Here is a 23,330-nt window from a genome sequence, read left to right as displayed (position 1 = left end):
ACTAATATAGATTATGAACTGTAACTTGAATTTCTTCCGAGTTTGCACTTGATTACTTTAACGATAGATCTTCCAATTCCATCTGATCTACTTGTACTTTTTCTAACTCACTTTTTACCTGCTTATGGTATAAGTTTGCTCTTCTCGCCCAAGATAGGTCACTATCTATTATATGAACGTAATTGCCATTGTTCTCTTCGAAGCAAAACAGCTTCAGTTTACTTTCGTCTTGACCAATTAATTCACCATGAATTACTTTTACAGTATAAAATTGACCCAAATTCATACTTACTTCACGATGTTGCATATACCTTAACACCCGTGGCTCATATAATTTTCTTATCTCACCATTTTTGAGATCACCTATTGTATACTCTATCTTCTTTAATCCGTATTTAATAACCCTCACTAATCTCTTCGTCTCATCATCCCATAGCTGTTCTTCTTCCAATCTTTTACATGCGGTAAAAAATTGTGATTCTTCTCTTTGCATAAACCGAGATAAACATTCTGCCAACTCATAGCACATTTTTTCTTGACTCAGTATTTCTCTTTTATATTGAGCTAAAATATTAATCGCTATACTTGGACAACTTACTGCAATCAAGTCATTATTTAAATCCGTTTTAATAATTTTGCCGCTCTCTTGATTAACATGTGCAGTAACTTGCCCTAGCAAAATTCCCTTAGAAATATCGTTATGTCTTTTCCTATATGAGTGTCAATGGCTTTCAAAGAATCAAAGTCTATATATATATTGCACCTTTCTCTCCTGTCATTTTTTCTGAAAGAGCAAGAGCAATTAATCTAAAGGTATCTATTTCAACGGCAAAATACACCCTTTCCTCCTCTTTCATCTCATACATCTTATTAAAGAAGTCTTTTATACTGATATCCCTTCCATCTATCTTCCATCCTTGATCTATTTTGCTCCAATTATATTGATGTAAGTCTACAACATGCACCCCTTTAATTTCCCCAAGCTCATGTTTCAGATCATCTATTTTACTTTGCTCAAATCCTGGACCGTTGATAACCAAATATATGTCTCTTTCCTCTTTATTTATTAATTTATGATTTTTTATTATATCTAAGTAATTAAGGTCACTGTTTTTACCATCAGGTAAAGATGCACCATATACTCTTGGTACCCAAGTTAGTATTATTGGTGCTTTATTCGATAGCTTTTTTACATCGCCAGTCATTATTTTACCTCACAACATTCACGGCATAATAAAACATTCAACCAAGAAATTTTTGCTTATGTATTGTTTTAAAAGAAGATAATTTTACTGTACTTTGGGCCTTAAGCCATTGACAGCATATATATCTGGTTCATCTATCACCAGCAGTGGCTTGCCAAGGTTGTACTCTATGTTTATATTACGCTCAGAATTGTACTCTATTTTTGTATCAAACTTAAAGCCCAATTTCTCACAGAGCTTTTTTAAATATTCAACAATCTTATTAATAATATCAGTAAGCTTATCAAGCAGACTGCCATCACCAGCTTTGTAATCTTCTAACTCTTTAGGAATTGTAAGCAGCACTTTACCATCTTCATATGTCATATTTCCATCCTGACATTTCAGTTTAAATTCTACTGAACTGGATAAATCACACGTTACCTCATTATACATGTCAATGTCGCACATATTTGTACATTTCATACTGAAATTAAGTTTTAGACAATCGGGTTGGTAACAACTCATATATTGCTTGTTTGTTGAGCCGCCACCCATTGTGCACAATTTTAACGAACCAAGTGTTTGATTCATAATAAAAGCAGCAGGAGAAATATATCCACCTTGATAATAATTATCTATCAACTCTTCAATAATAGATGAATTGGGAATCGTTGCATCAGCATGCATAAACATCTCTCTAAAAACTTCTTTAAGAAGTGGACGATAATCCTCTTTTCCGTTTTCATCTTTCAGAATTAGATTTTTGTGTTTTGAGTACAAACCTATGATAAACCTTTGATTGATCGATTTACCATTAATAGTAATGTCCATTCTATTAAGATCCGTATATGTTCCCTTACCAGAAATTACTTCATCCTTAATTTTAGCTTTGAAATCAGCATATTTGAACTTTTTTATTTCAGATTTCAATGTATTAACTACTTTTTTTGACATATTATATTACACGTTATTTATATTAATGTTAGCAAATACTCTATTAATTGTCAACTTTTAGAATTTTTGCTTCCGTATTATCTAATGAATCACCATAAGTGACTGCTTTTAGGTAAAATTTTCTTCCTTCTTGCACTTCAAAAGAAACTATTGAATCATCAAGTAGAATGAATTTCTCACCTGTGGTGTGTTCATACTTCTTAGTGCCCTCTTGTTCTCTAATTAGGTCACTAAGCTTATATTTGTTTTTACCTATAAGCTCAGCATTTTGGAATTTTATTATCTCTTTGCCAACGAGTGCTGATGCAGTTGCATCCAGCTTGCCAAAGCGTAATACTACTACAATTTCCTCATTGCTAGATTCCATTATATATCCGTAAGTAGATTGTATATTTGCACTTGCGATAGGCTTATAATCTTTATCATCATACAAAATAAAAAGTGTTGCTCCTTTCCAATTTTCCTCTTCACCAATTAAAGCAAAATTTGCGATATTACCTTTAATATGCGGTAAATCTATCATTTCTACGATAGATTTACTGATGTGAGAAGGAGGGTATTCTTTAAGCATAAGTGATCTTGTTGAAGGAAAGAAGAGCTTGTATATAGAGGGATCATAACCAACTCCCATTACTTGAATGGACACGCTTTCAAACTTTGTTTTTATAATTCTCATCGTATGTCTTTTCTCGCCATCTGAAATTGCTATTACATCACTTGGTAAAAGCCATGCATATTTTATCGGTAGCTTAAAGTTGTATATATTTCTCTCTTGCCACGCAGAATAAAGTAAAACTTCAGCTATATTTTGCGCCTCACCCTCTTCCATAATTAGCGGTATTGGAACTGTTGCAGCATTGCCCTGCCTTGGGAGTTCAGCATATTTCACATCAATTGGATAGCCAAAATTGCGGTTAAAATAGACAATATTGACTTTACTATTTAAATCTAGCTGACTAATATTAACAAGTTTTGCAACGTTATTGGTAACCATCTCGCCAATTGGTATTTCAGTTGTCACTCCCCTGCCCTTTTGAATAAATTCCAGTTTTGAGTTCTGTTCAACCACATCAAAAAAATAGCACCTTCGCAGCATTTTAATAATTGAGCGTACGGGTTGCTGATCATTTATTACATACCCAGATAGTAATCCTTTAACATCACTTGTATCAGACTGATCGCCTTTGAGACCTACTTTTTGCAACAGATCAGACAAAACATCAGAAATATTAAGTTGTAAAATTTTTCCCTGAATCCAGTGCCCGGTCTGCCAGTTATGGCAGTCAGCCCACATGTCACACAAGTTGGGAAAATAAGGAAACGGCCTTGCATCCCACGCCCAGAGGAACATTTTCTCCACCATTTCTGAGCTTTGCCACTTTTTTAATGTTCCTTCGATTGCAGTTTTCTGCGAAAGAAAGCTCACCTCTCCGTTTGAGTATCGTGGATATTTACTCTCTATACTACCTTTATCAACAAACACATTGGGCTCATTAGTGCAGCCGTTCATACTGGGGAATCCATACTCGGTAAACCATATTTTTTTCATTTTTGGTTGCCATTTTGTTTTACTACCATCAGGATTTACATGAACTTCACTCCACCATTTCTCGATATTTTTCCACGCATATTTACTGTCATTATACTTTATTTTCTCAGGATCACTTTTTGAGTAATCGTAAAAATAATCATACCCTACCCCACTGCTCCAACCACCCGTTACATCTTTCGCAGAATAGCCAAAAGGAGGTTCTTCGCCATCGGTGAGTGGAAAATAAGCATCGATGCCAACAACATCGATAAACTCTGAAGACCATAGTTCATCCATATTATACCAACCATCATATGAATGATACTCACTCCAATCGGCAGCGTAAGTTACGTTTACTTCTTTTCCAAGCTGAAGCTTTACTTGCTTTGCAACTTTAACTAGCTCTGCTACTGCGGGATAGTTACCCTCTACATCTTTTACTCTGGTGAGCTGCGCAAATTCAGATCCGATGATAAACCCTTCCACTTTAGTTTGTTTGGCAATGCTCGTGTAATGCCCTATGAATTTGCTATACTGATTCTCAAAAAAATCACTTATATCCTGAGGAGTACCGCCCAATTTTCCTCGCCACTCTTTGTTTTTTGTGTCAAGCAAGAACATTGGGTAGAGCATTACCTTATAACCTCTGCTATGCAGCTCTTCTATATATCTTATTGGTGCTGCATCACTAACTGTACCGCCATATCTTGGATTACCATTATCATCCTTTGAAATAAGCTGGGCATTATCTCTGGTTATATTTCCTACTTGCCAATCATCAGGCACTATAGCAGAATCGTCTTGAAATTCAACTGCAGGATATATTTTACAATAAACCTGCTGCAAAAGAGAGGGAATTGTTATAAAATAGGAGGTATAGCAAGAGAATAGAGAGGGAAGATGAGCTTAAATTACCATAATCTAAAAGAACATCCGAGAAATTTTCGAGATGTAACAGGTTTGAAAATAGAAGAATTCGAAAAGGTTGTAGAAAAAGTGCGCCCAGAGTGGGAAAAAGTTCAAGAACAGAAGAAATGCCATGGAAGAACGTCAAGATTGCCTGTATTGGAAGATAAAATACTCTGTATAATTCTATATTATCGAACTTACATAACGCACCGATTCTTGAGCTACCTATTCAACTTGCATAACTCAAACATCTGCCGATTACTCAAAAAAATGGAACCTCTTTTGGCTAAAAAAATCTCAATAAAAAAGGACAGAACTATGACTCCAGAAAGAATTTTGAAGATATTAGCAGATGTTACAGAACAACCAATACAACGGCCAAAAGATAGGAAGAAAAGAAAATTGTCTTACTCCGGAAAGAAAAGATTAAACACAATGAAAACGGAAATCATTATAAGAGACGATGGACAAATTCTATCAGTGTCAAAGTCACACAGAGGTCGAATTCATGATTTTAAGATACGAAAACAGGAAAGAATGTTGCCAAAAGAGAATATAAAGTATGCTGATTCTGGTTATCAAGGGTGGCAAAAATTGCAGAGTAACGTTGTAATTCCATATAAAAGGTATCGAAAAAAATCGCTGACCGATGATCAAAAAGAGCACAATCGAAAGCTGGCATCATTTAGAATGAGAGTAGAGCATAAAATTCGTGAAATTAAGGTTTTTAAAATCATGTCGCATACCTATCGCAATTTTCAGAAGAAATACAACATGAGATTTAACATAATTGCTGGTCTGCTAAACCTCAAACATGAGTTTTAATTGATCCTCCTGTTGACCTAACTCATCCTTCAATTAGTTCCATACCGTTTCGCAGTAGGTCTAATCTTTGATATTCAAACTGCTTGCAAACCAATTAACCACTACCGATGCCCATTCAACATTTGGTAAACTTTCCTTCAATTGGTCCAAAGAAAGCATAGCATCGCTCTTTTTTGTGTGATTATTGTGATTTACTCTTTGTGTCGGTCCATAGGGAATATATTGACTACTGCTTATTTTTTCTCGTGCAATTTTCTTCTGTATTTTCGTATCATACACAAACTCCCCTGAACCTGGTATGATATTGATATTTTTAATGTTTTCTGCTACTGAGAATCCACTGAGCTTCAGTGCAGTTTGCACTTCAAATGTAAACACCGGAACATGATTACTATAGTCTGCCAAAGGGAAATTTTTGATGACTATGTAAGATATTCCTCTATAAGCTGGTACATTCTTCTCACCTTCAATTGATAACATAGGGTTTTGGTCTTCTCTGCCGTGGTAAAAAGTATAATCTATTTGGTCAAAGCTAAGCGATTTTGTACCCGCCCAGATTCTATTTAATTTTTCTACTTTCCCCTTGCAAATTGCAATTGCTAGTGTTGCATAGTAGTTATATGTAATATTTATACCTCTTCCTGTTTTATTTTGAGTGGTTATCGCCTCCTCTTTTATTGGCTGTGACCAAATAATGTTTCCAGCAACGCGAGCAGTGCCATAGATAATTGGAATTGCTTTGCCATAAGTCGAGGTTTGAACTTGCAGATTTTTCAGCCTCGCCCCATGCGTTATCTTTTGCTCGGCATCAAGACCAAATATTGCATTATCAAGCTGTGCACCAAGCAGAGCACCGAGTTCTGAGCCAACAATCTGGCCAATTGGCCCAAAAATACTGCCCGCTTTACTTAAAATTGATGATAAAATTATTGTAGACATAATATTCTCCTTTTTGATAGATTGTTTTGAATTTTTGAAAGAAGATCCCAGACTGGGATGAAATTGGGACCTACTATATAGTAGTGTCATGCGGCTGGTATCCAGGAAAAAAAGGATGTCATCCGAGTAGCTGACACTGGGATCCATTGTTCTTTATTTCTGGATTCCAGCGTCACGCGCTGGAATGACATTAAATAATTTTTCTTTGAATTTGAGTTATGCAAGCAGCCCCTTTGTTGTCATGCAAGTAGCCCCTTCGATGTCACCCGAGTAGCCCTCTTTCTGTCATCCCAGTACTGGGATCCAACCTTTCTTACCAACAAAAAACTTGGTATAACTTGCGTGCTCAAAAAATTCCTGGATTCCAGTACTGGAATGACACCCTTTTAGAAGTTCAATGACCCTTCTGGATAAAAACTATTGTCAAGCACTGGAATGACATGATTCGAATTGTGTCACTTGCATGGCGTCATCCCAGACTGTGTGGTAATGCTCCTTATGGCCGGATTTGCTGTGCACTTCCTTGAGAAAATACATCACTCAATAAAGAGCTCACTGATGAGCTTCTACTAGATAAGCTTCTAGATGAGGATGAGCTTCCAGACGACCCCTCGTTTTTAGTTTTACTGTTACGATATTTCTTATCTGGCTCATCTTTTATGTTATGTTCCTTCTTGAAATTTTTACATAAAGTGGAAAAAGGAACCTTTCTTTGCTTGCCCTCAATTACTTTTTGCTTACTCTTTTTTATATGATCGATTAAAGCAATCAGATTTGCTGGTGAAAAACCATCAGTATTATTTACAATAGTCTCAATATCTTTAGGGCTTAATTCTTTTAGTCGTTCTCCTAATACTTTCCTACGTGTAGTCACGTCTAGTGCAGGAATATTAATATGAACATCTAGGCGACCACCCCTAATAAGTGCAGGATCTAAATGTTCCTTATAATTAGTTGCAGCAACCACCGTTATATTTTTTGAGGATAAAAATTCTTTATCCAATTTAGTGAGTAATTGAGTTAAAAATTTTGCATCTTCATTACCAGTTCGCTTTTTACCAATTCCGTCAATCTCATCTATAAAAATTATACACGGACTGTTTGCCTCTGCTTTCTCAAAAACCTGATCTATATTTGATTGATTAGACAAGCAAGATGCAGAAATAGACATAAACGCAAACAGAGATTTAGTTTGATTTGCAATTGCCTTACTAATACTAGTCTTACCAGTTCCTGGTGGACCGTACAAGAGATATCCTCTGCCTTGCAACTCACAAATCCCTTTCAATTTTTCTTTTATGTCATTTGGTAATATAATATCACTAAATGTTGTATTCCACCCTCTTTCTTCACCTTTTGCGTAAAATTCCATATTCAGCTTTGCTTCTACTTCATTTTTTGTTGCAGGACTATTAATTAACTGTGCAGAAAGGTCACCAACCACTTTTTCTAACCCCTCCACTTTATCTTTCGTTACAAAACTATCTGAAATTCTCTCGACTTTTTTTTCTAGATCACTAAGCTTCTTTTTATTTTCTTTAGCCTCTTCATTCTCTAATTCTTCTTTAATTGGAGCTAGCGTATTTTCTTCTTTCCTTGACTCTTTATTTAGCTCTTCAACTTCAGCTTTCGAGTTTTCTTGAGATTTTTTATTTTGTTTAATCATTTTATATGAAAACACAATTACTACTGCAGAAAGCGCAAATAAAATAAAAATAACAGGGGGAGCTATATTTAAAGCTGCAACTGAAGATAAAAATGCAACGTAAGGAGCTACAGCAAAAACTCCAGATGTAATTAATGCAAGGGAAGCAATAGCACCAGCTATAAAAAAAGTTATATTAGCTCTATTAGACATATTTTAGCTTATAAACAGTTAATTTATAAATAATACATTTAAAGAGTACAAGCTTTTCATAGTAAAGCAAGACTAACTAAAGAGATAACTCAAGGTGTCCTTAATCAATCTATGATCGAGGTATTATGCAGTATTAAGATATAAGATGGTATGTTGTATTTTTAATTCAGTGTTCTTTTTCTGTCATTCCAGGGTACTGGAATGACAGATGCTATGATAAGAAATTCAATAACTTAAAGTAGGTAATTAAAGCCTCTAATTAAAATCCAAATCTATAGTTATCATAAGCAACACTAAAGAAGTGCGGAAGTAAAAATTTACGAAAGAGCATTATGTATACATATGCTTTGTAGATCTACACTTTGCCACCCTTCTGTTAAGCTTTGCCTCCCTTCCATTACGTTTTGTCGCTCTTTTATTTCTTTTATTTCGTTATCTAATTTTGATATTAGATATTTAGCATAACCAGATGTTAATGCTGTTAATACAGATACAGCTATTAATGCCGTAACAGATGTTAATGTACCTTCCATTGTCTCGGTTATAAAAAGCGTCATTCCTACAAAATTCCCTAATATGGCAACTAAGCCACCAACAACAACACTATCTCCTACTACCTTACTTTTCAAAAACCTTCTTATATCCTCTACCGTACCTTCTTGGTGATTTATAATGGCATAATATAAAGGGGTTTTCTGAAAATTATCTTTCTTATAAACATCTGCACCTCTACTTAGCAAAGCATTTACTATCTGCACACAGCCATTTTTAGCAGCATAATGCAAAGGAGTAGAACCATTTCCATCTTTTATATTAGTATTTGCACCTCCGTATAGTAGAGCGTCTACTACATCTATGAAGTTATACATAGTAGCACAATGTAAAGGAGTCCGACCATTTCTATCCTTTACATTAACACCCGCATCTCTATTCAGTAGAGCATTTACTACATCTATGCAGTTATATATAGTAGCATAATGTAAAGGAGTCCGATCATTTCTATCTTTTACATTAACACCCGCACCTCTATCCAGCAGAGCATTTACTACACCTACACATCGACTATAAACGGCATGATGCAAAGCAGTCTCTCTATTTTCATCTTCTACATGAACATCCGCATGGCTATCTAATAAAACATTCACTAAATCCTTACAGCCAGCTGCTACAGCTGCAATTAACAATGTAAATTTAGCATCAGGATTACTTTGGGTAAATATATGATTTACATTAAAATTTTTACTTTCCCACTCTTGATACGCTATTGTATCTTCCCTTCGCAATACCTCTTTTATTTTATTAACTACGTTATCTTTATTTACACTTTCATCTTTATCAATTGCACTTAATATTTTTTTCAGATTTTCAAAATTCATCTTTACCTCCTATAACTTTACGATGCAGTTACTACACAATTAAAAACAAAAGTAAACACATTTTTAGGAATTATTTAAAAAAAGAAACCATTGAAAAAGTCAGTAATTTACAATAAATAACTGATACATTTAATTGGAAGAAATATGTGATGTAACTATAGCCATTATAAACAACAACAGAAAAAACACGGAAGTAAAAAATTTATGTTGATCTTATCATATTTATTATTAGCATGATTATAAACATGGGAAAGCAAATACAAGTCAACTTATCTAAAAAAATAGTGAGAGGGTCTTATCTGGCGCAAAATGGATGGCCAACCTTAGTGAAAATTATTTTGCATCATTGAATAATAACAGCATTAAACCAGCCAGCTCTGTAAGAAAGCTAATAGAGGCTTTTTTACTTGTTCCAATTATTATATCCAGTGCTATTACACTAGCATGTACCTATTTTTTTCTGAATGCAGTGAGTATTCAAAAATATGATTGCAGCTTTGAATAAGGGAAAAATTATGGCACCTATGATTTTTGAAGGCTATTGCGATACAGACGTTTTTAATAGCTAGTTCAAGCTTTTTGCTGGGTGATTTTGGATAATGCAACTTTTCATAGAAAATAAGTGAATTTGTTAAAAGTGTCAGTGCTGAAGTTATATATCTGCCTCCATATTCTCCTGATTTTAATCAAACCATTGGTTTGTTATAAAAAATTGAGCCAGAAAAAATATCCAGCTATTCGAACTATTAGAAAAAGAGCTATAACTATAGACCCAGCATACACTATAACTGGATTTTTTGAGAGGAATTTGTAAAGTAAAACACTAAACCTTTACTAAAAATGAAACGTTGTACCTTAGCTGATTTTCACACAGTTCTTGCAAGCGATAGCACTCTCACTTCTCTTGCACCAGAGTTTAAAATTTCCTGAGAGCAAGACCTTGCAGTTGCGCCAGTTGTTACTACATCATCAACCAATATCACGATTTTGTTTTTGATAATTTCGCTGTTGTTTATTTTAAAAGCCTCTCTCAAATTTTTTTCACGCCGTTTAAGTGAAAGACCAGCTTGAGGTACAGTGTGACGAATACGTTTTATTGGAAATGGTGTATAAGATAAATGAGATAACTTACTTAATTCCTTCGCGAGCAATGCTGCTTGATTATATTTACGTTTAAATAAGCGTATTTTATGTAGCGGTATGGGAATTATGACCTCTGCATTTTGAAATATGTCTTTGTTAGTTTTGTACATCCACTTTGCATAGACTTTCACATAATTTAAGTTATCAAAAAATTTAAAATTTATAATCATATTTTTGCTATGTTCATCATAAGCAAAAACTGATCTTAATACTTTAAATGGTAGAGGGTTGCTGATGCACTTACCACATGTATAAATGTTATCTGGAATTACTACACCACAAACATTACAGTAATGCTTAGTTAAAAAATTGATTTTTTTGTTGCATTCACTACATAAATCATAACTTTTATCAATTATACGTTCACAACTTACGCATGCGTTTGGAAATATGAGATCTGTAGCTTTCTTTAGTAAGAGAAGATTCATGAATTAAATATGCTAGGTATACCTTTTAAAATATTCCTCATAACCTAATTATTAAGAAATAGTCGATACTTGATCCAATAAATATGTTTTAAGATACTTGCCTGTAACACTTTCTGGAGTCTGTGCAACTTTTTCTGGAGTTCCTACAGCAACCACTTCGCCACCTTTTACTCCACCCTCTGGACCAATATCTATTATGTAATCAGCAGTTTTTATAACATGTAAATTGTGCTCAATAACTATAACAGTATTTCCTAAATCAACTAGCCTATGGAGTATTTTCAGTAAATTATTTACATCTTCAAAATGTAACCCAGTTGTTGGCTCATCGAGAATATACAATGTTTTCCCGGTAAATCGCTTTGATAGTTCCTTAGACAGCTTTATTCGTTGTGCTTCACCCCCGGACAACGTTGTTGACGACTGTCCAAGCGTTATATAGCCAAGCCCTACTTCTTGTAAAGAAATCAACTTTTCCTTTATCATTGGAAGATTTTCAAAAAAGTCACATGCTTGATCTATTGTCATATCAAGCACATCAGAAATTGATTTTCCCTTGTAAGTAACTTCCAATGTTTCTCGGTTATACCTCTGTCCTCTACATTGCTCACATTTCACATAAACATCCGGTAGGAAATGCATCTCGATCTTTAAATGCCCATCACCTTTACAAGCTTCACATCTTCCTCCCTTGGTATTAAATGAAAATCGGCCTACATTGTAACCTCGTGCCTTCGACTCTGGGAGACCTGCAAACCAATTTCTGATGTGAGTAAACATACCAACATATGTTGCTGGATTTGATGCTGGAGTCCTACCAATTGGTGACTGATCAACTTCTATAATTTTATCTATATACTCAAGGCCTTCTATTTTATCGCATTTACCATGCTTTGCAGATGAATGATTTATCTTCTGTGCTGAGTATTTATATAGTGTTTCTATTACTAAACTTGATTTTCCTCCTCCTGATATTCCAGTAACACAAATAAAATTCCCTATAGGAAATTCAACATTTATATTTTTTAAGTTATTCTCACATGCGTTAACTACCTTTATGAACTGAGTTGTTTGCTTTCTTCTTTTTGAAATTGAAATTTCCTTCTTTCCACTTAAATACTGTCCTGTTATGCTCTCTGAATTTTTTTGTACCTGATCTGGTGTTCCTTCTGCAACAACTTTTCCTCCGTTTACACCAGCTCCAGGACCAATATCAATCACATAATCAGCAGCCATTATTGTGTCTTCATCATGTTCAACAACAATCACAGTATTACCCATGTCTCTCAGATTTTTAAGTGTGGCAATTAATCGATCATTATCACATTGATGAAGGCCAATTGAGGGTTCGTCAAGCACGTATAGCACTCCTGTTAAACCAGAGCCAATTTGCGAAGCAAGCCTGATCCTCTGGCTTTCACCACCAGAGAGAGTGCTAGATTCACGGTCAAGTGTAAGGTAATTTAGCCCTACATTCTTTAAAAATGTCAGCCTTTTGATTATTTCGTTTAATATTTTATTTGAAATTTGCCTTTGTTGTTCTGCAAGTTTGTCTGATAAATTTCCAAACCACTTGAGGGATTCGTCGATGCTGAGCCCTGATATTTCACCTATATGTTTTTCGTCAATTTTCACTGTAAGTGCTTCTTTTCTTAATCTATAGCCAGCACATTCTTTGCAGTCAGTAACAGAACAATACCTATCAATAAGTGATGCATCGTAATCCATCTGGCGTTCTAGGATACTGACCAAACCTTGAAATTTCATTTCTCTAGAGCCAAAAAGTATTAAATCCTTCACTTTTTGATCTATATTCTTCCACGGAACATCAAGGCTAAATTTGTAATTTTCAGCCAGTGATAGAATTGTATTTTTTAGCAATCCATAGTTTGTATGCACTTGACGGAATATTGATCCAATTGGCTTTAAAGCACCTTCAGATATTGAGAGCGTTTCATCTGGCACTATTAGCTTTGCATCAACACTTAGTTTTTTACCGAGCCCATTGCATGAACTGCATGCACCGTAGGGGCTGTTAAAAGAAAACAATCTTGGCTCTATTTCTTCAAGAGTAAAGCCAGACTCAGGACATGCAAAATTCTCTGAGAAAGTTAAAGTTTGACCATTTTTATACTCGGAATTGTGGTTATCAGGTAAGTTCACTATTTCTGCATACATTAAGCCATGGCCCAGCCTCAATGCTGATTCTACACTGCTTGGTAGTCGATTTCCTATATCATCTGATATGGAGATTCTATCTGCAATAACAAAAATATCATGTTTCTTGTTTTTATCGAGTTTAGGCAAGTCATCTATATTGTATGTTTCACCATCTATTTTTAGTCTGACGTAACCCTGCTTTTTAATTTCCAATATCTCTTTGAAGTGCTCTCCTTTTCTGCCACGCACAATAGGAGCAAGTATATATATTTTAGTTTCTAAAGGTAATGCTATAATAGTATCTACAATTTGAGATACAGCCTGTTTCGTTATTGGCAACCCAGTTACAGGCGAATAAGGTATTCCTACTCGTGCATATATCAAACGTACATAATCGTAAATTTCAGTAACGGTTCCAACAGTTGATCTTGGATTTTTTGAGATCGACTTTTGATTAATTGATATTGCAGGAGAGAGGCCTGTGATTGACTCAACATCTGGTTTATCTTGAATATTAAGAAATTGACGTGCATAAGCCGATAGACTTTCGACGTATCGGCGTTGGCCTTCTGCATAAATCGTATCGAATGCGAGGCTAGACTTACCAGAACCACTTAGTCCAGTTATAACAACTAACTTATTTTTTGGTATATTGACATCAATACCCTGCAAATTATGCTCTCTTGCACCTTTAACTCTGATCATACTTCATGTACCTTTGACCATTACAGCCTCAAAATACATAAACTTACAACAACTTTCCACTAATTTTTTCAACTATTACGGAAAACGAGATAGCACAACTAGTGCAAAACATTTTGCCACATAACTATATAAACATCTATTTTCGCCAAGGTAGTTCGTACAACAAATGGTGTCATAAAAGTATGTTTTCTATAACCTCATCAAAAACATGCTTACCAATTTTTGGAAACAGCAAATTTTATTTTATATAAAATATAGAATTTTGATAAATTTAACTTTTTTGTGAGATTATGCAGCGATAAAAATAAATTTAGAGGGAAAGGTCATGGCAATAGAGAAGGAGAAGTTTTTTGAAATAATAAATGAGGTAAGTGAAAGTAGCGATTTGGATGAAGATAATTTACTTGAAAGAATAAAGAATGAATTAAAAGGAAAAGATGCAGGAGAGTACAACAAGTTTAGTAAAAATTTTAGTAAAGAACATCAATTTAGTATAAAAATTTCAGAAGAAGCTGCAGAAGATTGGACGTTGTTACATCTTGCTACAGCATGCAACAATATGTTAATAGTGGAACTTTTACTAAAAAAGAAAGCAAGTGTTAGCGCTCGAGTAAAAGATGGTTCTAAAAATGATGGGCTAACTGCTTTGCACATTGCTACTTCTTGTGGACATGAAAGCATGGTAAAACAACTACTAAGTGATGATCGAGTGAATCCTTCATTAAAAAGTAAAAATAAGACTCCAAGGGAGGTGGTAGGTAATACAGAAAATAAGGAAGCGATAGTACAAATGTTAGAGGAAGCAGAAGAAAATCATTCGCGAAAGAAGATAAAAGGCTTTCACATCCAAGTTGGAGAAGGAAGTTGTGACCACTCATCTCAGAATGATAATATAACTCGAGTCAGTTCATTTGTGAATGGAATTACTGAATTAGGAAATGATAGAGAAAAATCAATAGCAGTGGAAATACAAATGTGGAATGAAAGAAGGAAAGAGAATAATGATAATATTCAGAGTGAGCAAATCTCTTCTCATTCTATTACTGGTGAAAGTGTTAGTAGTGACGACAGCGGCCTAGAGTCTGAGGCTACATTTGATACTTCTTTCTGCTCTGAAATAAATAACGACGGAGCAGCTAATGAAGTTAATGACCAAATTTTAGAAAGTCTGCAACCTCAAATTCAGTTGCAAGGTAGACAAATTCGGAAGTTAGAAAAGCCAGGTAAAGAATTAAAACATGTTGAGAAAGCACTAGAAAAGTTAAAGAGTGACTTAGCTGGACATGAGACTCGGTCAGAAATACTTGATAAGCTCAGTGAAGAGAATCAATCACTAAAGCAAAAAATAAAAGATATGGAAAACGAGAATACAACACTTAATAGTGAATTAAGCAAAACCAAAGCAAATAAAGTATTACTAGAAAAAACAGAAAAAGGAAAACTGTCTTTCTTAAAAATTGCTTCTGTAAACTTTGCAATCATGTTGACAGTAGGTGTTGCCTTTAGTATAGCCTTCCAATTACCAATTCTATTGATGATTGCAACTTCTGTGATGTCTTCATTGATAGTCGGTGGAGTTACATACGCACTATCACCGCAACCTACTGAATTAAAAGAAGTAAGTATTCAATGCTCAATGCAACATGATGCTTGTAAAACTTAACTTGTGCGCTTCCTGGTAATTTTGATATAGTTATTTCAGTTGAAATTTACAGATTTACAAATGGCAAGCTTAAGTGTAAGAGAAGCGTTATGCACGGCAATCAGAGAAGAAATGCAAAATGACCCTGATGTATTTATCATGGGTGAAGAAGTTGCAGAGTATGATGGTGCTTATAAAGTAACAAAAGGATTACTGAAAGAGTTCGGAGAAAATAGGGTAGTTGATACACCTATTACCGAACATGGATTTGCTGGTCTTGCTGTTGGAGCAGCGTTTGCTGGGCTCAAACCTATTGTCGAGTTTATGACTTTTAATTTTTCTATGCAAGCTATTGACCAAATTGTGAATTCCGCAACAAAAACAAATTATATGTCAGGTGGACAACTTGGATGCCCTATAGTGTTTCGTGGACCAAATGGAGCTGCAGCAAGAGTTGCCGCACAACATTCTCAGTGCTTTGCATCTTGGTATTCGCATGTTCCAGGTTTGAAAGTAATAGCACCTTACTTTGCCTCTGATTGCAGAGGTCTGCTTAAAGCTGCAATTCGTGATCCTAATCCAGTAATATTTCTAGAAAACGAGATCGCTTATGGGCATGAACATGAGATTCCTGATTCTGAGCTATCAAATAAAGATTATCTACTTGAGATAGGCAAAGCCGCTATTATACGGGAAGGAAAGGATGTAACTATCACTGCTTTTTCATTGAAACTAATGGATGCGTTAAATGCAGCAGATTTACTCTCTAGTGAAGGAATAGAAGCTGAAGTTATCGACCTCAGAACCTTAAGACCACTTGACACTGAAACAGTTATTAACTCTATTAAGAAGACCAATAGATTAGTAAGCATAGAAGAGGGTTGGCCATTTGCAGGAATAGGAGCAGAACTCTCAGCCATGGTTATGGAACAAGGATTTGACTACCTTGACGCTCCGGTTGTACGGGTAACCGGCAAGGATGTCCCCTTACCTTATGCTGCAAACCTAGAAAAGAAAGCATTACCACAAGTGGAAGATATAGTTGAAGCTGTGCACCAAGTCTGCTTTAGAAAGAAATAGCCCTATTCACTCTTTTTTTTATCTTCCGTTCCACATTTTTCCATAAAAGAGGTATTTGTAGAGTTTATACCACCCATTACTTTTATGACAATAGTTTTAGCGCCAAAAAATACAGCGCAAAATACACCAAGGGCGAAAAGAGCAGGCCACGGCATTCTACCAAATATTGCAAGTAAAGCTGCTCCTATTATCACTACGGTCATAAGCGGTCCACCTATTCCCCAAATGTAGCCAATAATATTACATATTACTTGAGCAGTTGTATCGTCATTAGAGTTAGCAGCACTTCCAACATGAGAAAAAGAAATAAATAATACTATAAGTAGAATACAAAAAACCTTTCTAATTGTAGGGTTCATCCCTATACCTTAAGTTTAAATATTATAATTATATCTAAAATAGTATAATTTTCAGTAAAACTAGCATTGTGATTTATACAATATTGCATAGCAAACGATGTCTATTGTTTGTCAATCATTGTCAATTACTTGAGAGCTTATTTCGACTTTCGAAAAAGAGCAATAACACCCATGAGTAAAATTTCACATTACCACTTTTATGTGTTATGATAAGCTTAAATTTATAAAGAAAATAAAATTGAAAGAATTGAGAGAGAACCGGATAGCAAGAACGAGAAAGTTTTTATCTTCACTGTTTTTTTTGCTACTAATTGCGCTATCAATACGTAGTTTTTTATTTGAGCCATTTCATATTCCTTCTGGTTCAATGAAAAGCACTCTACTTGAGGGAGATTATATTTTTACTAGTAAATATTCATATGGTTATAGTAAACACTCTTTTCCATTTTCTCCAAACATCTTTAGCGGTAGAATCTTTTATACCCCTCCGGAGCGTGGTGATATAATAGTTTTCAAGCCTACAAGAAATGACAGCATTAGATTTGTTAAGCGGGTAATAGGAATACCGGGCGATAAAGTGCAAATGATAGAGGGGGAATTGTACCTAAATGATCAAAAAATAGAGCGAAGGCAAATTGAAAATTTTTTTGATTATGAGTCAAAGCGTAATATAGCAAGATATATCGAAACACTCCCGAGCGGCAAGGAGCATGAAATTCTAATAGATAATGTTTCTAATAAGTTATCATACAACACTCCAGTTTATTATGTGCCTGATGATCAATTTTTTGTTATGGGAGACAATAGAAATAATTCTTTTGATAGTAGATTTCCTGAAATTGGTTTCATACCAGCAGAAAATATTGTCGGGCGTGTGGGCATGGTTGGTTTATCGTTTAAACTAGGTAAAGTTGATTGGTTGCCGTTTGATTTTAGGTTACCTATTGCTCTGAGATTTGACAGGGTACTTCACAAAGTTTTATGAACTCTATCTGTCTGCTGATTCGCATAATTCTAAAGCAGAGTTTTCTAACTCAGAGATAGCATTATTAATGTTGTCTAAGTCATTTTCCTGTAAAGCGTCTTTTGCGTTCTGTAGTAAATTTTTTAACTTTTGCTCAGTGGAAACATTTTCAACTAGATGTATGAGCTTGTTACCGTTAATTTTAGCCTCTGCAAGGGAACGAGCCTTCATGTCTTCATCAAAGTTATTTACTGACTGATTGACCATATCTTGAATATCTTCTTCACTTAAGCCAGAGCTTGAATTTATTTCAACTGTCTGTTCGACTCCAGTAGTTTTTTCTCTTGCAGTGACAGTCAATATTCCATCAATGCTAACTGTAAATCCTATTTCAACTTTTGCAGAACCTGCAGGCAATTGTGGTATACCTTTGAGTTCAAATCGTGCTAGAGATTTATTATCTTTTATCATTTCACGTTCTCCTTGACAAACGTGAATTTTCATTGCTGTTTGCCCGTTAGCGTAAGTTGTAAACTCTTTTATTTCTGAAACTGGTAGTGGTGTATTTCTTGGTATAATTTTTTCAACTATTCCCCCCATAGTTTCTATGCCAAGTGATAAAGGCAGCACATCAAGGAGAATATTCCTATCTTTTGAGTTTGAAGTTAAATAATGAGCCTGCAAAGCTGCCCCATTGGCAACTGCTTTGTCCGGATCCACATCATTCAGCACTTTATTGCCAAAGAGTTTGATTAGTGAATTTTGCACTAATGGCACTCTAGTTGCACCACCAACTAAAATTACCCCTTTTATATCATCGATTTTAAGATCTATGTTGCTTATAGTACGAGTAACTATATTTATAGTCTTATTAACCAAAGGACTGATTGCTTGCTCGAATTCTTCTTTGGTAATTTTGCACTTAAATAATTCACCATTGATGCTGAATTCAAAAGTGCCAGATGCATTTTCACTTAGGTACTCTTTTATAGCACGTATATTGCAGATACCAGTTTTAGTGTATGAATGTTGTAATTTGTAGATAGTTGTATCAGATGGTGTCATTCCAGTGCTTGACACTGGAATCCAGTTCTTATTATATAACTTTCTGGTGTGTTCACTTGCAATCAAACTTTCTGGATCCCAGTGTCGGGGCACTGGGATGACACCTTTCTTGGTACAACATTCGCGTAGCTGGGTGTTAAGCATCTCTTCTGCACTTGATACCTCTTTTCTATACTTTTCAAGCACGATTAAACTAAGTAGATGATCAAAATCATCACCACCAAGTTTAGTATCACCACTAACTGCAAGAACTTGAAACACTCCTTGATGTAATTTTAATATTGAAATGTCAAATGTTCCACCACCGAGGTCATAAACTGCATATATGCCACTGTTATTGTTCTTTTCAATGGAGTAAGAAAGTGCTGCAGCGGTTGGTTCATTAATGAGGCGAAGAACATCTATGCCAGCCAATTTTGCTGCATATTTGGTTGCGTTACGTGCTGAATCATCAAAATAAGCTGGTACAGTAATCACTGCTTTGTTAACTTTCATCCCTGTGAATTTTTTTACCCTCTTGCATAGAGTTTTTAGTACCTCAGCAGAGATCTCAATAGGAGTGAGATACTTTTCTTCTGAGCATTTTACCCTAATAACTTTTTCACTTTCGTTATCTATTTCACAATTGATACCTTCTTTATGCAAGTCTTTAACACTTTTACCCATTAAGCGTTTTATAGAGCAGATAGCGTTTTCGCCAACATCGTAGCCTACTTTTAGTACATCCTTTTCATATGAAATGACAGAAGGTAATAGTTCACGACCTTGCTCATCTTTAAATATTTCTACATTGCCAGCTTTATTTACCATGGCAATTAAAGAGTTAGTAGTTCCAAGATCTATACCAAAAACTACCTCATTTGAACTTGGTTCAGAAATTTGAACTGGCCGCATTTTCCTTCATCTCCTCAAATGACTTATATAAATATCTCAATCTAAAAACTTGCGTAGCAGCTTCATCAAAATTTTTTGTAGCAAAAGCATTAACTAGGTTTTTAGTACAATCTTTTACCTTCTCATCAATCATCCTACTTGCAAATTGTAAATCATCGCAGTCTAGAAAGTATTCTCTTATTTCCATTGATTCATTTAATATTTCAGGATCAAGATGCTCTTTTTTGCTTTGTACGTCAAAAAGATCCAACAAATGTTCGGCACGCTTTAGCGGTGACTTCAGTACCTGATAAGCTTTGTTGATATTTTCCATATTTTTGGACTCTCTTTCATTTATATCAGTTTTGCTCAGCTCAATATATTTTTTCTCCAGCTCATCAAAGCTGATGTTAAAAGCCGGTTCAATCCCAAATAATGTGAAATGGTTGCTAGACATGAAAACTCTCTCCACAACCACATTTTCCTTTCTCATTAGGATTTTTGAAAATAAAACCTGATGAGAATTTTTCCTCTACATAATCCATTTCAGAGCCAAGGATAAACATGATAGATTTTGGATCAATCAGCACCTTGACTTTTTGACCATCACTGCAGCTTTCTTCAATTACCGACTCCAAAGGACGAATATCATATGCATATTCAATATCATATTTTAAACCAGAGCATCCTTTTTGCTTAATTAGAACTCTTATTCCTATTGCTTCTTTAAGGTTAGCATGCTTCTTTTTGTCCAATAAAAACCTTACTCTCTCTACTGCATTTGCAGTTAGAGTGATAGGTTTTTTAACAGAATTTACTCCTTGAAATTCACTCATATTCCTCAATGTTTTTGTTTATTTTGATAATCATGAATAGCAGCTTTTATAGCATCCTCAGCAAGTACTGAACAGTGTATCTTCACTGGCGGCAAAGACAATTCTTCCACTATTTGAGTGTTCTTTATCTGTGTTACGTCTTCAATAGTTCTTCCTTTGATCATTTCTGTTAACAAAGAGCTTGAAGCAATAGCAGAGCCACAACCAAAAGTTTTAAATTTTGCGTCTTCAATAACACCTTTGTCATTGACCTTTATTTGCAGTTTCATTACATCTCCGCATGATGGTGCACCAACTAGACCAGTACCAACATTTGGATCATTTTTATCCAGAGAACCAACATTCCTTGGATTTTCGTAATGATCTAAAATTTTCTCATTATAACTCATAGATTACCCGTAAACCATTACTTACATTATAACATATTTAGGTTAAAAACTAAAGTAAAATACACTAGCAAGCGGTACATTTTACTCACAAAATATATAGGTTACGAGTGTATTTACTTTACAAATACATATAGTGCATGTCATTCTTTATATGGTAATTTTAGAAGGAGTATTTCTTGAGTTTATTCAGTAATCTTTATCAAGGACTATTAAAAACCTCCTCCCGTTTTAGTGATGGAGTAAAAAATATTTTTTCTGGTAAAAAAAAACTAGATCAGTCGCTTTTAGATGAGCTGGAAGAGCTGCTGATTAGCATGGATATAGGTCATAAAACTTCTAGACTGCTTATTGATAAGCTCGCAAGTATCAAATTTGAATCAGAAGTTGAACATAACATTATCACACAGCAGTTAATGAGCGAAATAGAAACAATATTAAACCCTGTTGTGCAGCCGCTCATTTTGAATAAAAAACCACACATAATAATGGTATGCGGAGTGAATGGTAATGGAAAAACTACAACTATAGGTAAACTTGCCTATAAATATAAGGAAAAAGGAAAATCCGTTATGCTTGTTGCGTGCGACACATTCAGAGCTGCTGCGAGTGAGCAATTAAATATTTGGGCAGAACGTTCTGATTGCTCTATTGTTACTGGAGAGCACGGTAGCGATTCTGCAAGTGTGGCATATAGAGCTGTAAATCAAGCGATAAAAGATAGCGTTGATGTTGTTTTAATTGATACAGCAGGAAGGCTACAAAACAATGTAAATCTCATGCAAGAGCTGTCAAAAATATATAGAACAATAAAGAAATTAGATGATACTGCTCCTCATGATGTTATTTTAGTTCTTGATGCAACTACTGGCCAAAATGCTTATAGCCAATTAGAGGCGTTTAGTAAAATGGTTGGTGTTACCGGGTTAATTGTAACAAAGCTAGATGGTACTGCCAAAGGTGGAGTAGTGATTGGGCTTGCAGAAGCTTATAAGGTGAAATTACATGCTATAGGAATTGGTGAAAGTGTAGAAGACCTAAGGGAATTTACTGGCAAAGAGTTTGCTGAAGCGCTGTTTAAATCTGATTGAAGATTTTTTTCAATTCCTTTATGTGACCAAGCTTAATTATCATAAGAGAAGACGTTTTTAGATGATCTCATTCCAGCATGTGACGCTGGTTGCAAGTGATTAATTAGGTTGGGTTTTCCGTTATAGATAGCTAACGTATAAAAATTACTTCCGCATATTTTCAATCTAATTATAATGACAAATAGAGATATTTTAAGAGCTCAAAATCTATCTTCGTCTGCAGACTTTTTAATCAAACTTATTAAAAAATGTATTCTTCAGTGTATATCTGTCGTATGTGCACTGCATTTTTTTTCTAACTCTTTTTTACACAGGAGGATTTTATGTCCAGAATTCCAGATACTTGACCTTTACTTTAGCTAATAATGGGCGCCCATGGTTTTTATAAAAAAATACGAAAAATAGAAAATCTTTAAAGAAAAGAATCTAACCCATTTTTTGAGTAACAAAAAATCACTTCAGCTTGTCACTCATGCTTAAAAGTAATTATATTAATATAATATTCATATTTGTATTCTAGTATTAATATATTTAAAAAATTAAGGAGTATATTATGATAGGAAATATGCGGAATCTTAAAAGTGAAAAAAAGGAAACAGACTTACAACAAAAGTCGGATGATCTTTCAGGTTACAGTGGGGTGAGAGACGCTCTTCGTATATGCTCCAGCAAATGTAAAAATACTTCATCAATGCGAGAATGCCTAGAACAATGTTTTCGAGAATCACCATTTTATAGTCTTGAACTTTCCGAACATCATTTGCAAACTATTGAGAAATTAGCAGATAGTGCAAAAAATCTCTATGATGAGAGCGAAAAATTATTGCTTATAGCAGATGAAATACACAATCAAGATTTAATGTATCTTTAATAACAAAAAAGAGGATATTCTATATCTTCTTTTTTTATACGATAATTAGCTACTTGTTTTCGTATTCGTCCAGACAGAGTAGTTATGAGTAAAAACAGCAAATGGTCAGTGCATGAAACTGGAATCCAGCTAAACACTTTACAATGTT

Annotated in this window: 19 protein-coding genes and 2 pseudogenes; 7 read left to right on the top strand and 14 right to left on the bottom strand. The window is 34.7% G+C overall.

Annotated elements, in window-relative coordinates:
• Nucleotides 1-52: 52 nt before the first annotated feature.
• From LEM02_RS04895 to LEM02_RS04880, 4 genes and pseudogenes are all read right to left on the bottom strand, one after another.
• Nucleotides 53-679 carry a hypothetical protein gene (locus LEM02_RS04895; RefSeq protein ID WP_226080181.1) on the bottom strand — a complete coding sequence of 209 codons (627 nt, stop codon included), beginning with the start codon at nt 677-679 and terminating at the stop codon, nt 53-55.
• Nucleotides 680-746: 67 nt separating this feature from the next.
• Nucleotides 747-1,205, bottom strand: coding sequence for a hypothetical protein (locus LEM02_RS04890; protein ID WP_226080179.1), 459 nt, complete (start codon nt 1,203-1,205; stop codon nt 747-749).
• An 84-nt stretch (nt 1,206-1,289) separates the two neighbouring features.
• Nucleotides 1,290-2,141, bottom strand: coding sequence for a hypothetical protein (locus tag LEM02_RS04885; RefSeq protein WP_226080177.1), 852 nt, complete (start codon nt 2,139-2,141; stop codon nt 1,290-1,292).
• A gap of 43 nt (nt 2,142-2,184) precedes the next feature.
• Nucleotides 2,185-4,503 (bottom strand): annotated as a pseudogene (locus LEM02_RS04880) (glycoside hydrolase/phage tail family protein); the annotation flags it as partial.
• 69 nt (nt 4,504-4,572) lie between these two features.
• Here LEM02_RS04880 and LEM02_RS04875 point away from each other — a divergent pair.
• Entirely contained in the window at nt 4,573-5,406 is an 834-nt protein-coding gene (locus LEM02_RS04875; protein WP_226080175.1) for a transposase family protein, read from the top strand.
• 60 nt (nt 5,407-5,466) lie between these two features.
• On the opposite strand, the gene LEM02_RS04870 is transcribed toward LEM02_RS04875, so the two are convergent.
• The 3 genes from LEM02_RS04870 to LEM02_RS04860 form a co-directional block, all read right to left on the bottom strand.
• The gene (locus LEM02_RS04870; RefSeq protein ID WP_226080173.1) at nt 5,467-6,345 is read right to left on the bottom strand and encodes a hypothetical protein; all 879 of its coding nucleotides are present in this window, start codon (nt 6,343-6,345) and stop codon (nt 5,467-5,469) included.
• A 496-nt stretch (nt 6,346-6,841) separates the two neighbouring features.
• Nucleotides 6,842-8,203, bottom strand: a complete 1,362-nt coding sequence (locus tag LEM02_RS04865; protein ID WP_226080171.1) for an AAA family ATPase — start codon at nt 8,201-8,203, stop codon at nt 6,842-6,844.
• 317 nt (nt 8,204-8,520) lie between these two features.
• A complete protein-coding gene (locus LEM02_RS04860; protein WP_226080169.1) occupies nt 8,521-9,579 on the bottom strand; it encodes an ankyrin repeat domain-containing protein in 1,059 nt (352 codons plus the stop codon).
• A gap of 482 nt (nt 9,580-10,061) precedes the next feature.
• Here LEM02_RS04860 and LEM02_RS04855 point away from each other — a divergent pair.
• Nucleotides 10,062-10,292 (top strand): annotated as a pseudogene (locus LEM02_RS04855) (transposase); the annotation flags it as partial.
• Nucleotides 10,293-10,445: 153 nt separating this feature from the next.
• On the opposite strand, the gene LEM02_RS04850 reads toward LEM02_RS04855, so the two are convergent.
• Both LEM02_RS04850 and uvrA read right to left on the bottom strand, forming a co-directional pair.
• Nucleotides 10,446-11,150, bottom strand: a complete 705-nt coding sequence (locus LEM02_RS04850; RefSeq protein ID WP_226080167.1) for a ComF family protein — start codon at nt 11,148-11,150, stop codon at nt 10,446-10,448.
• 51 nt (nt 11,151-11,201) lie between these two features.
• The gene (gene uvrA / locus LEM02_RS04845; RefSeq protein WP_226080165.1) at nt 11,202-14,015 is read right to left on the bottom strand and encodes an excinuclease ABC subunit UvrA; all 2,814 of its coding nucleotides are present in this window, start codon (nt 14,013-14,015) and stop codon (nt 11,202-11,204) included.
• A gap of 325 nt (nt 14,016-14,340) precedes the next feature.
• On the opposite strand from uvrA, the gene LEM02_RS04840 reads away from it, so the two are divergent.
• A complete protein-coding gene (locus LEM02_RS04840; protein WP_226080162.1) occupies nt 14,341-15,678 on the top strand; it encodes an ankyrin repeat domain-containing protein in 1,338 nt (445 codons plus the stop codon).
• Nucleotides 15,679-15,738: 60 nt separating this feature from the next.
• Nucleotides 15,739-16,737: a pyruvate dehydrogenase complex E1 component subunit beta gene (locus LEM02_RS04835; protein ID WP_226080160.1), complete on the top strand. Its 999-nt coding sequence runs from the start codon at nt 15,739-15,741 to the stop codon at nt 16,735-16,737.
• Nucleotides 16,738-16,739: 2 nt separating this feature from the next.
• Here LEM02_RS04835 and LEM02_RS04830 read toward each other — a convergent pair whose 3' ends face one another.
• Nucleotides 16,740-17,096 carry a TrbC/VirB2 family protein gene (locus LEM02_RS04830; RefSeq protein ID WP_226080158.1) on the bottom strand — a complete coding sequence of 119 codons (357 nt, stop codon included), beginning with the start codon at nt 17,094-17,096 and terminating at the stop codon, nt 16,740-16,742.
• 199 nt (nt 17,097-17,295) lie between these two features.
• On the opposite strand from LEM02_RS04830, the gene lepB reads away from it, so the two are divergent.
• A complete protein-coding gene (gene lepB / locus LEM02_RS04825; protein WP_226080156.1) occupies nt 17,296-18,081 on the top strand; it encodes a signal peptidase I in 786 nt (261 codons plus the stop codon).
• Nucleotides 18,082-18,084: 3 nt separating this feature from the next.
• Here lepB and LEM02_RS04820 read toward each other — a convergent pair whose 3' ends face one another.
• The 4 genes from LEM02_RS04820 to iscU are packed head-to-tail and all read right to left on the bottom strand — an operon-like array spanning nt 18,085 to nt 21,223.
• Nucleotides 18,085-20,019, bottom strand: coding sequence for an Hsp70 family protein (locus tag LEM02_RS04820; protein WP_226080154.1), 1,935 nt, complete (start codon nt 20,017-20,019; stop codon nt 18,085-18,087).
• Nucleotides 19,997-20,455 (bottom strand): iron-sulfur cluster co-chaperone HscB C-terminal domain-containing protein, encoded by a 459-nt coding sequence (locus LEM02_RS04815; RefSeq protein WP_226080145.1) that lies wholly within the window; start codon nt 20,453-20,455, stop codon nt 19,997-19,999. Before LEM02_RS04815 ends, LEM02_RS04820 begins: the two co-directional genes overlap by 23 nt.
• On the bottom strand, nt 20,448-20,834 hold the full coding sequence (locus LEM02_RS04810) for a HesB/IscA family protein (protein ID WP_226080143.1): 387 nt from the start codon (nt 20,832-20,834) through the stop codon (nt 20,448-20,450). Before LEM02_RS04810 ends, LEM02_RS04815 begins: the two co-directional genes overlap by 8 nt.
• 5 nt (nt 20,835-20,839) lie before the next feature.
• Nucleotides 20,840-21,223, bottom strand: coding sequence for a Fe-S cluster assembly scaffold IscU (iscU, locus tag LEM02_RS04805; protein ID WP_226080141.1), 384 nt, complete (start codon nt 21,221-21,223; stop codon nt 20,840-20,842).
• Between the two features lie 176 nt (nt 21,224-21,399).
• Here iscU and ftsY point away from each other — a divergent pair, with 176 nt between their 5' ends.
• Entirely contained in the window at nt 21,400-22,311 is a 912-nt protein-coding gene (gene ftsY, locus LEM02_RS04800; protein WP_226080138.1) for a signal recognition particle-docking protein FtsY, read from the top strand.
• A 565-nt stretch (nt 22,312-22,876) separates the two neighbouring features.
• A complete protein-coding gene (locus LEM02_RS04795) occupies nt 22,877-23,182 on the top strand; it encodes a hypothetical protein (protein ID WP_226080136.1) in 306 nt (101 codons plus the stop codon).
• Nucleotides 23,183-23,330 lie beyond the last annotated feature (148 nt).

It is taken from the genome of Wolbachia endosymbiont of Tribolium confusum, from assembly GCF_020405475.1.
GTDB lineage: Bacteria > Pseudomonadota > Alphaproteobacteria > Rickettsiales > Anaplasmataceae > Wolbachia.
This window is presented reverse-complemented; position numbering and strand designations above follow the sequence as displayed.

Coding starts and splice junctions, on each gene's coding strand:
- LEM02_RS04890 (WP_226080179.1), bottom strand. CDS start 1,205: ATGACTGGCGATGTAAAAAAGCTATCGAATAAAGCACCAATAATACTA.
- LEM02_RS04885 (WP_226080177.1), bottom strand. CDS start 2,141: ATGTCAAAAAAAGTAGTTAATACATTGAAATCTGAAATAAAAAAGTTC.
- LEM02_RS04875 (WP_226080175.1), top strand. CDS start 4,573: ATGAGCTTAAATTACCATAATCTAAAAGAACATCCGAGAAATTTTCGA.
- LEM02_RS04870 (WP_226080173.1), bottom strand. CDS start 6,345: ATGTCTACAATAATTTTATCATCAATTTTAAGTAAAGCGGGCAGTATT.
- LEM02_RS04865 (WP_226080171.1), bottom strand. CDS start 8,203: ATGTCTAATAGAGCTAATATAACTTTTTTTATAGCTGGTGCTATTGCT.
- LEM02_RS04860 (WP_226080169.1), bottom strand. CDS start 9,579: ATGAATTTTGAAAATCTGAAAAAAATATTAAGTGCAATTGATAAAGAT.
- LEM02_RS04850 (WP_226080167.1), bottom strand. CDS start 11,150: ATGAATCTTCTCTTACTAAAGAAAGCTACAGATCTCATATTTCCAAAC.
- uvrA (WP_226080165.1), bottom strand. CDS start 14,015: ATGATCAGAGTTAAAGGTGCAAGAGAGCATAATTTGCAGGGTATTGAT.
- LEM02_RS04840 (WP_226080162.1), top strand. CDS start 14,341: ATGGCAATAGAGAAGGAGAAGTTTTTTGAAATAATAAATGAGGTAAGT.
- LEM02_RS04835 (WP_226080160.1), top strand. CDS start 15,739: ATGGCAAGCTTAAGTGTAAGAGAAGCGTTATGCACGGCAATCAGAGAA.
- LEM02_RS04830 (WP_226080158.1), bottom strand. CDS start 17,096: ATGAACCCTACAATTAGAAAGGTTTTTTGTATTCTACTTATAGTATTA.
- lepB (WP_226080156.1), top strand. CDS start 17,296: ATGTGTTATGATAAGCTTAAATTTATAAAGAAAATAAAATTGAAAGAA.
- LEM02_RS04820 (WP_226080154.1), bottom strand. CDS start 20,019: ATGCGGCCAGTTCAAATTTCTGAACCAAGTTCAAATGAGGTAGTTTTT.
- LEM02_RS04815 (WP_226080145.1), bottom strand. CDS start 20,455: ATGTCTAGCAACCATTTCACATTATTTGGGATTGAACCGGCTTTTAAC.
- LEM02_RS04810 (WP_226080143.1), bottom strand. CDS start 20,834: ATGAGTGAATTTCAAGGAGTAAATTCTGTTAAAAAACCTATCACTCTA.
- iscU (WP_226080141.1), bottom strand. CDS start 21,223: ATGAGTTATAATGAGAAAATTTTAGATCATTACGAAAATCCAAGGAAT.
- LEM02_RS04795 (WP_226080136.1), top strand. CDS start 22,877: ATGCGGAATCTTAAAAGTGAAAAAAAGGAAACAGACTTACAACAAAAG.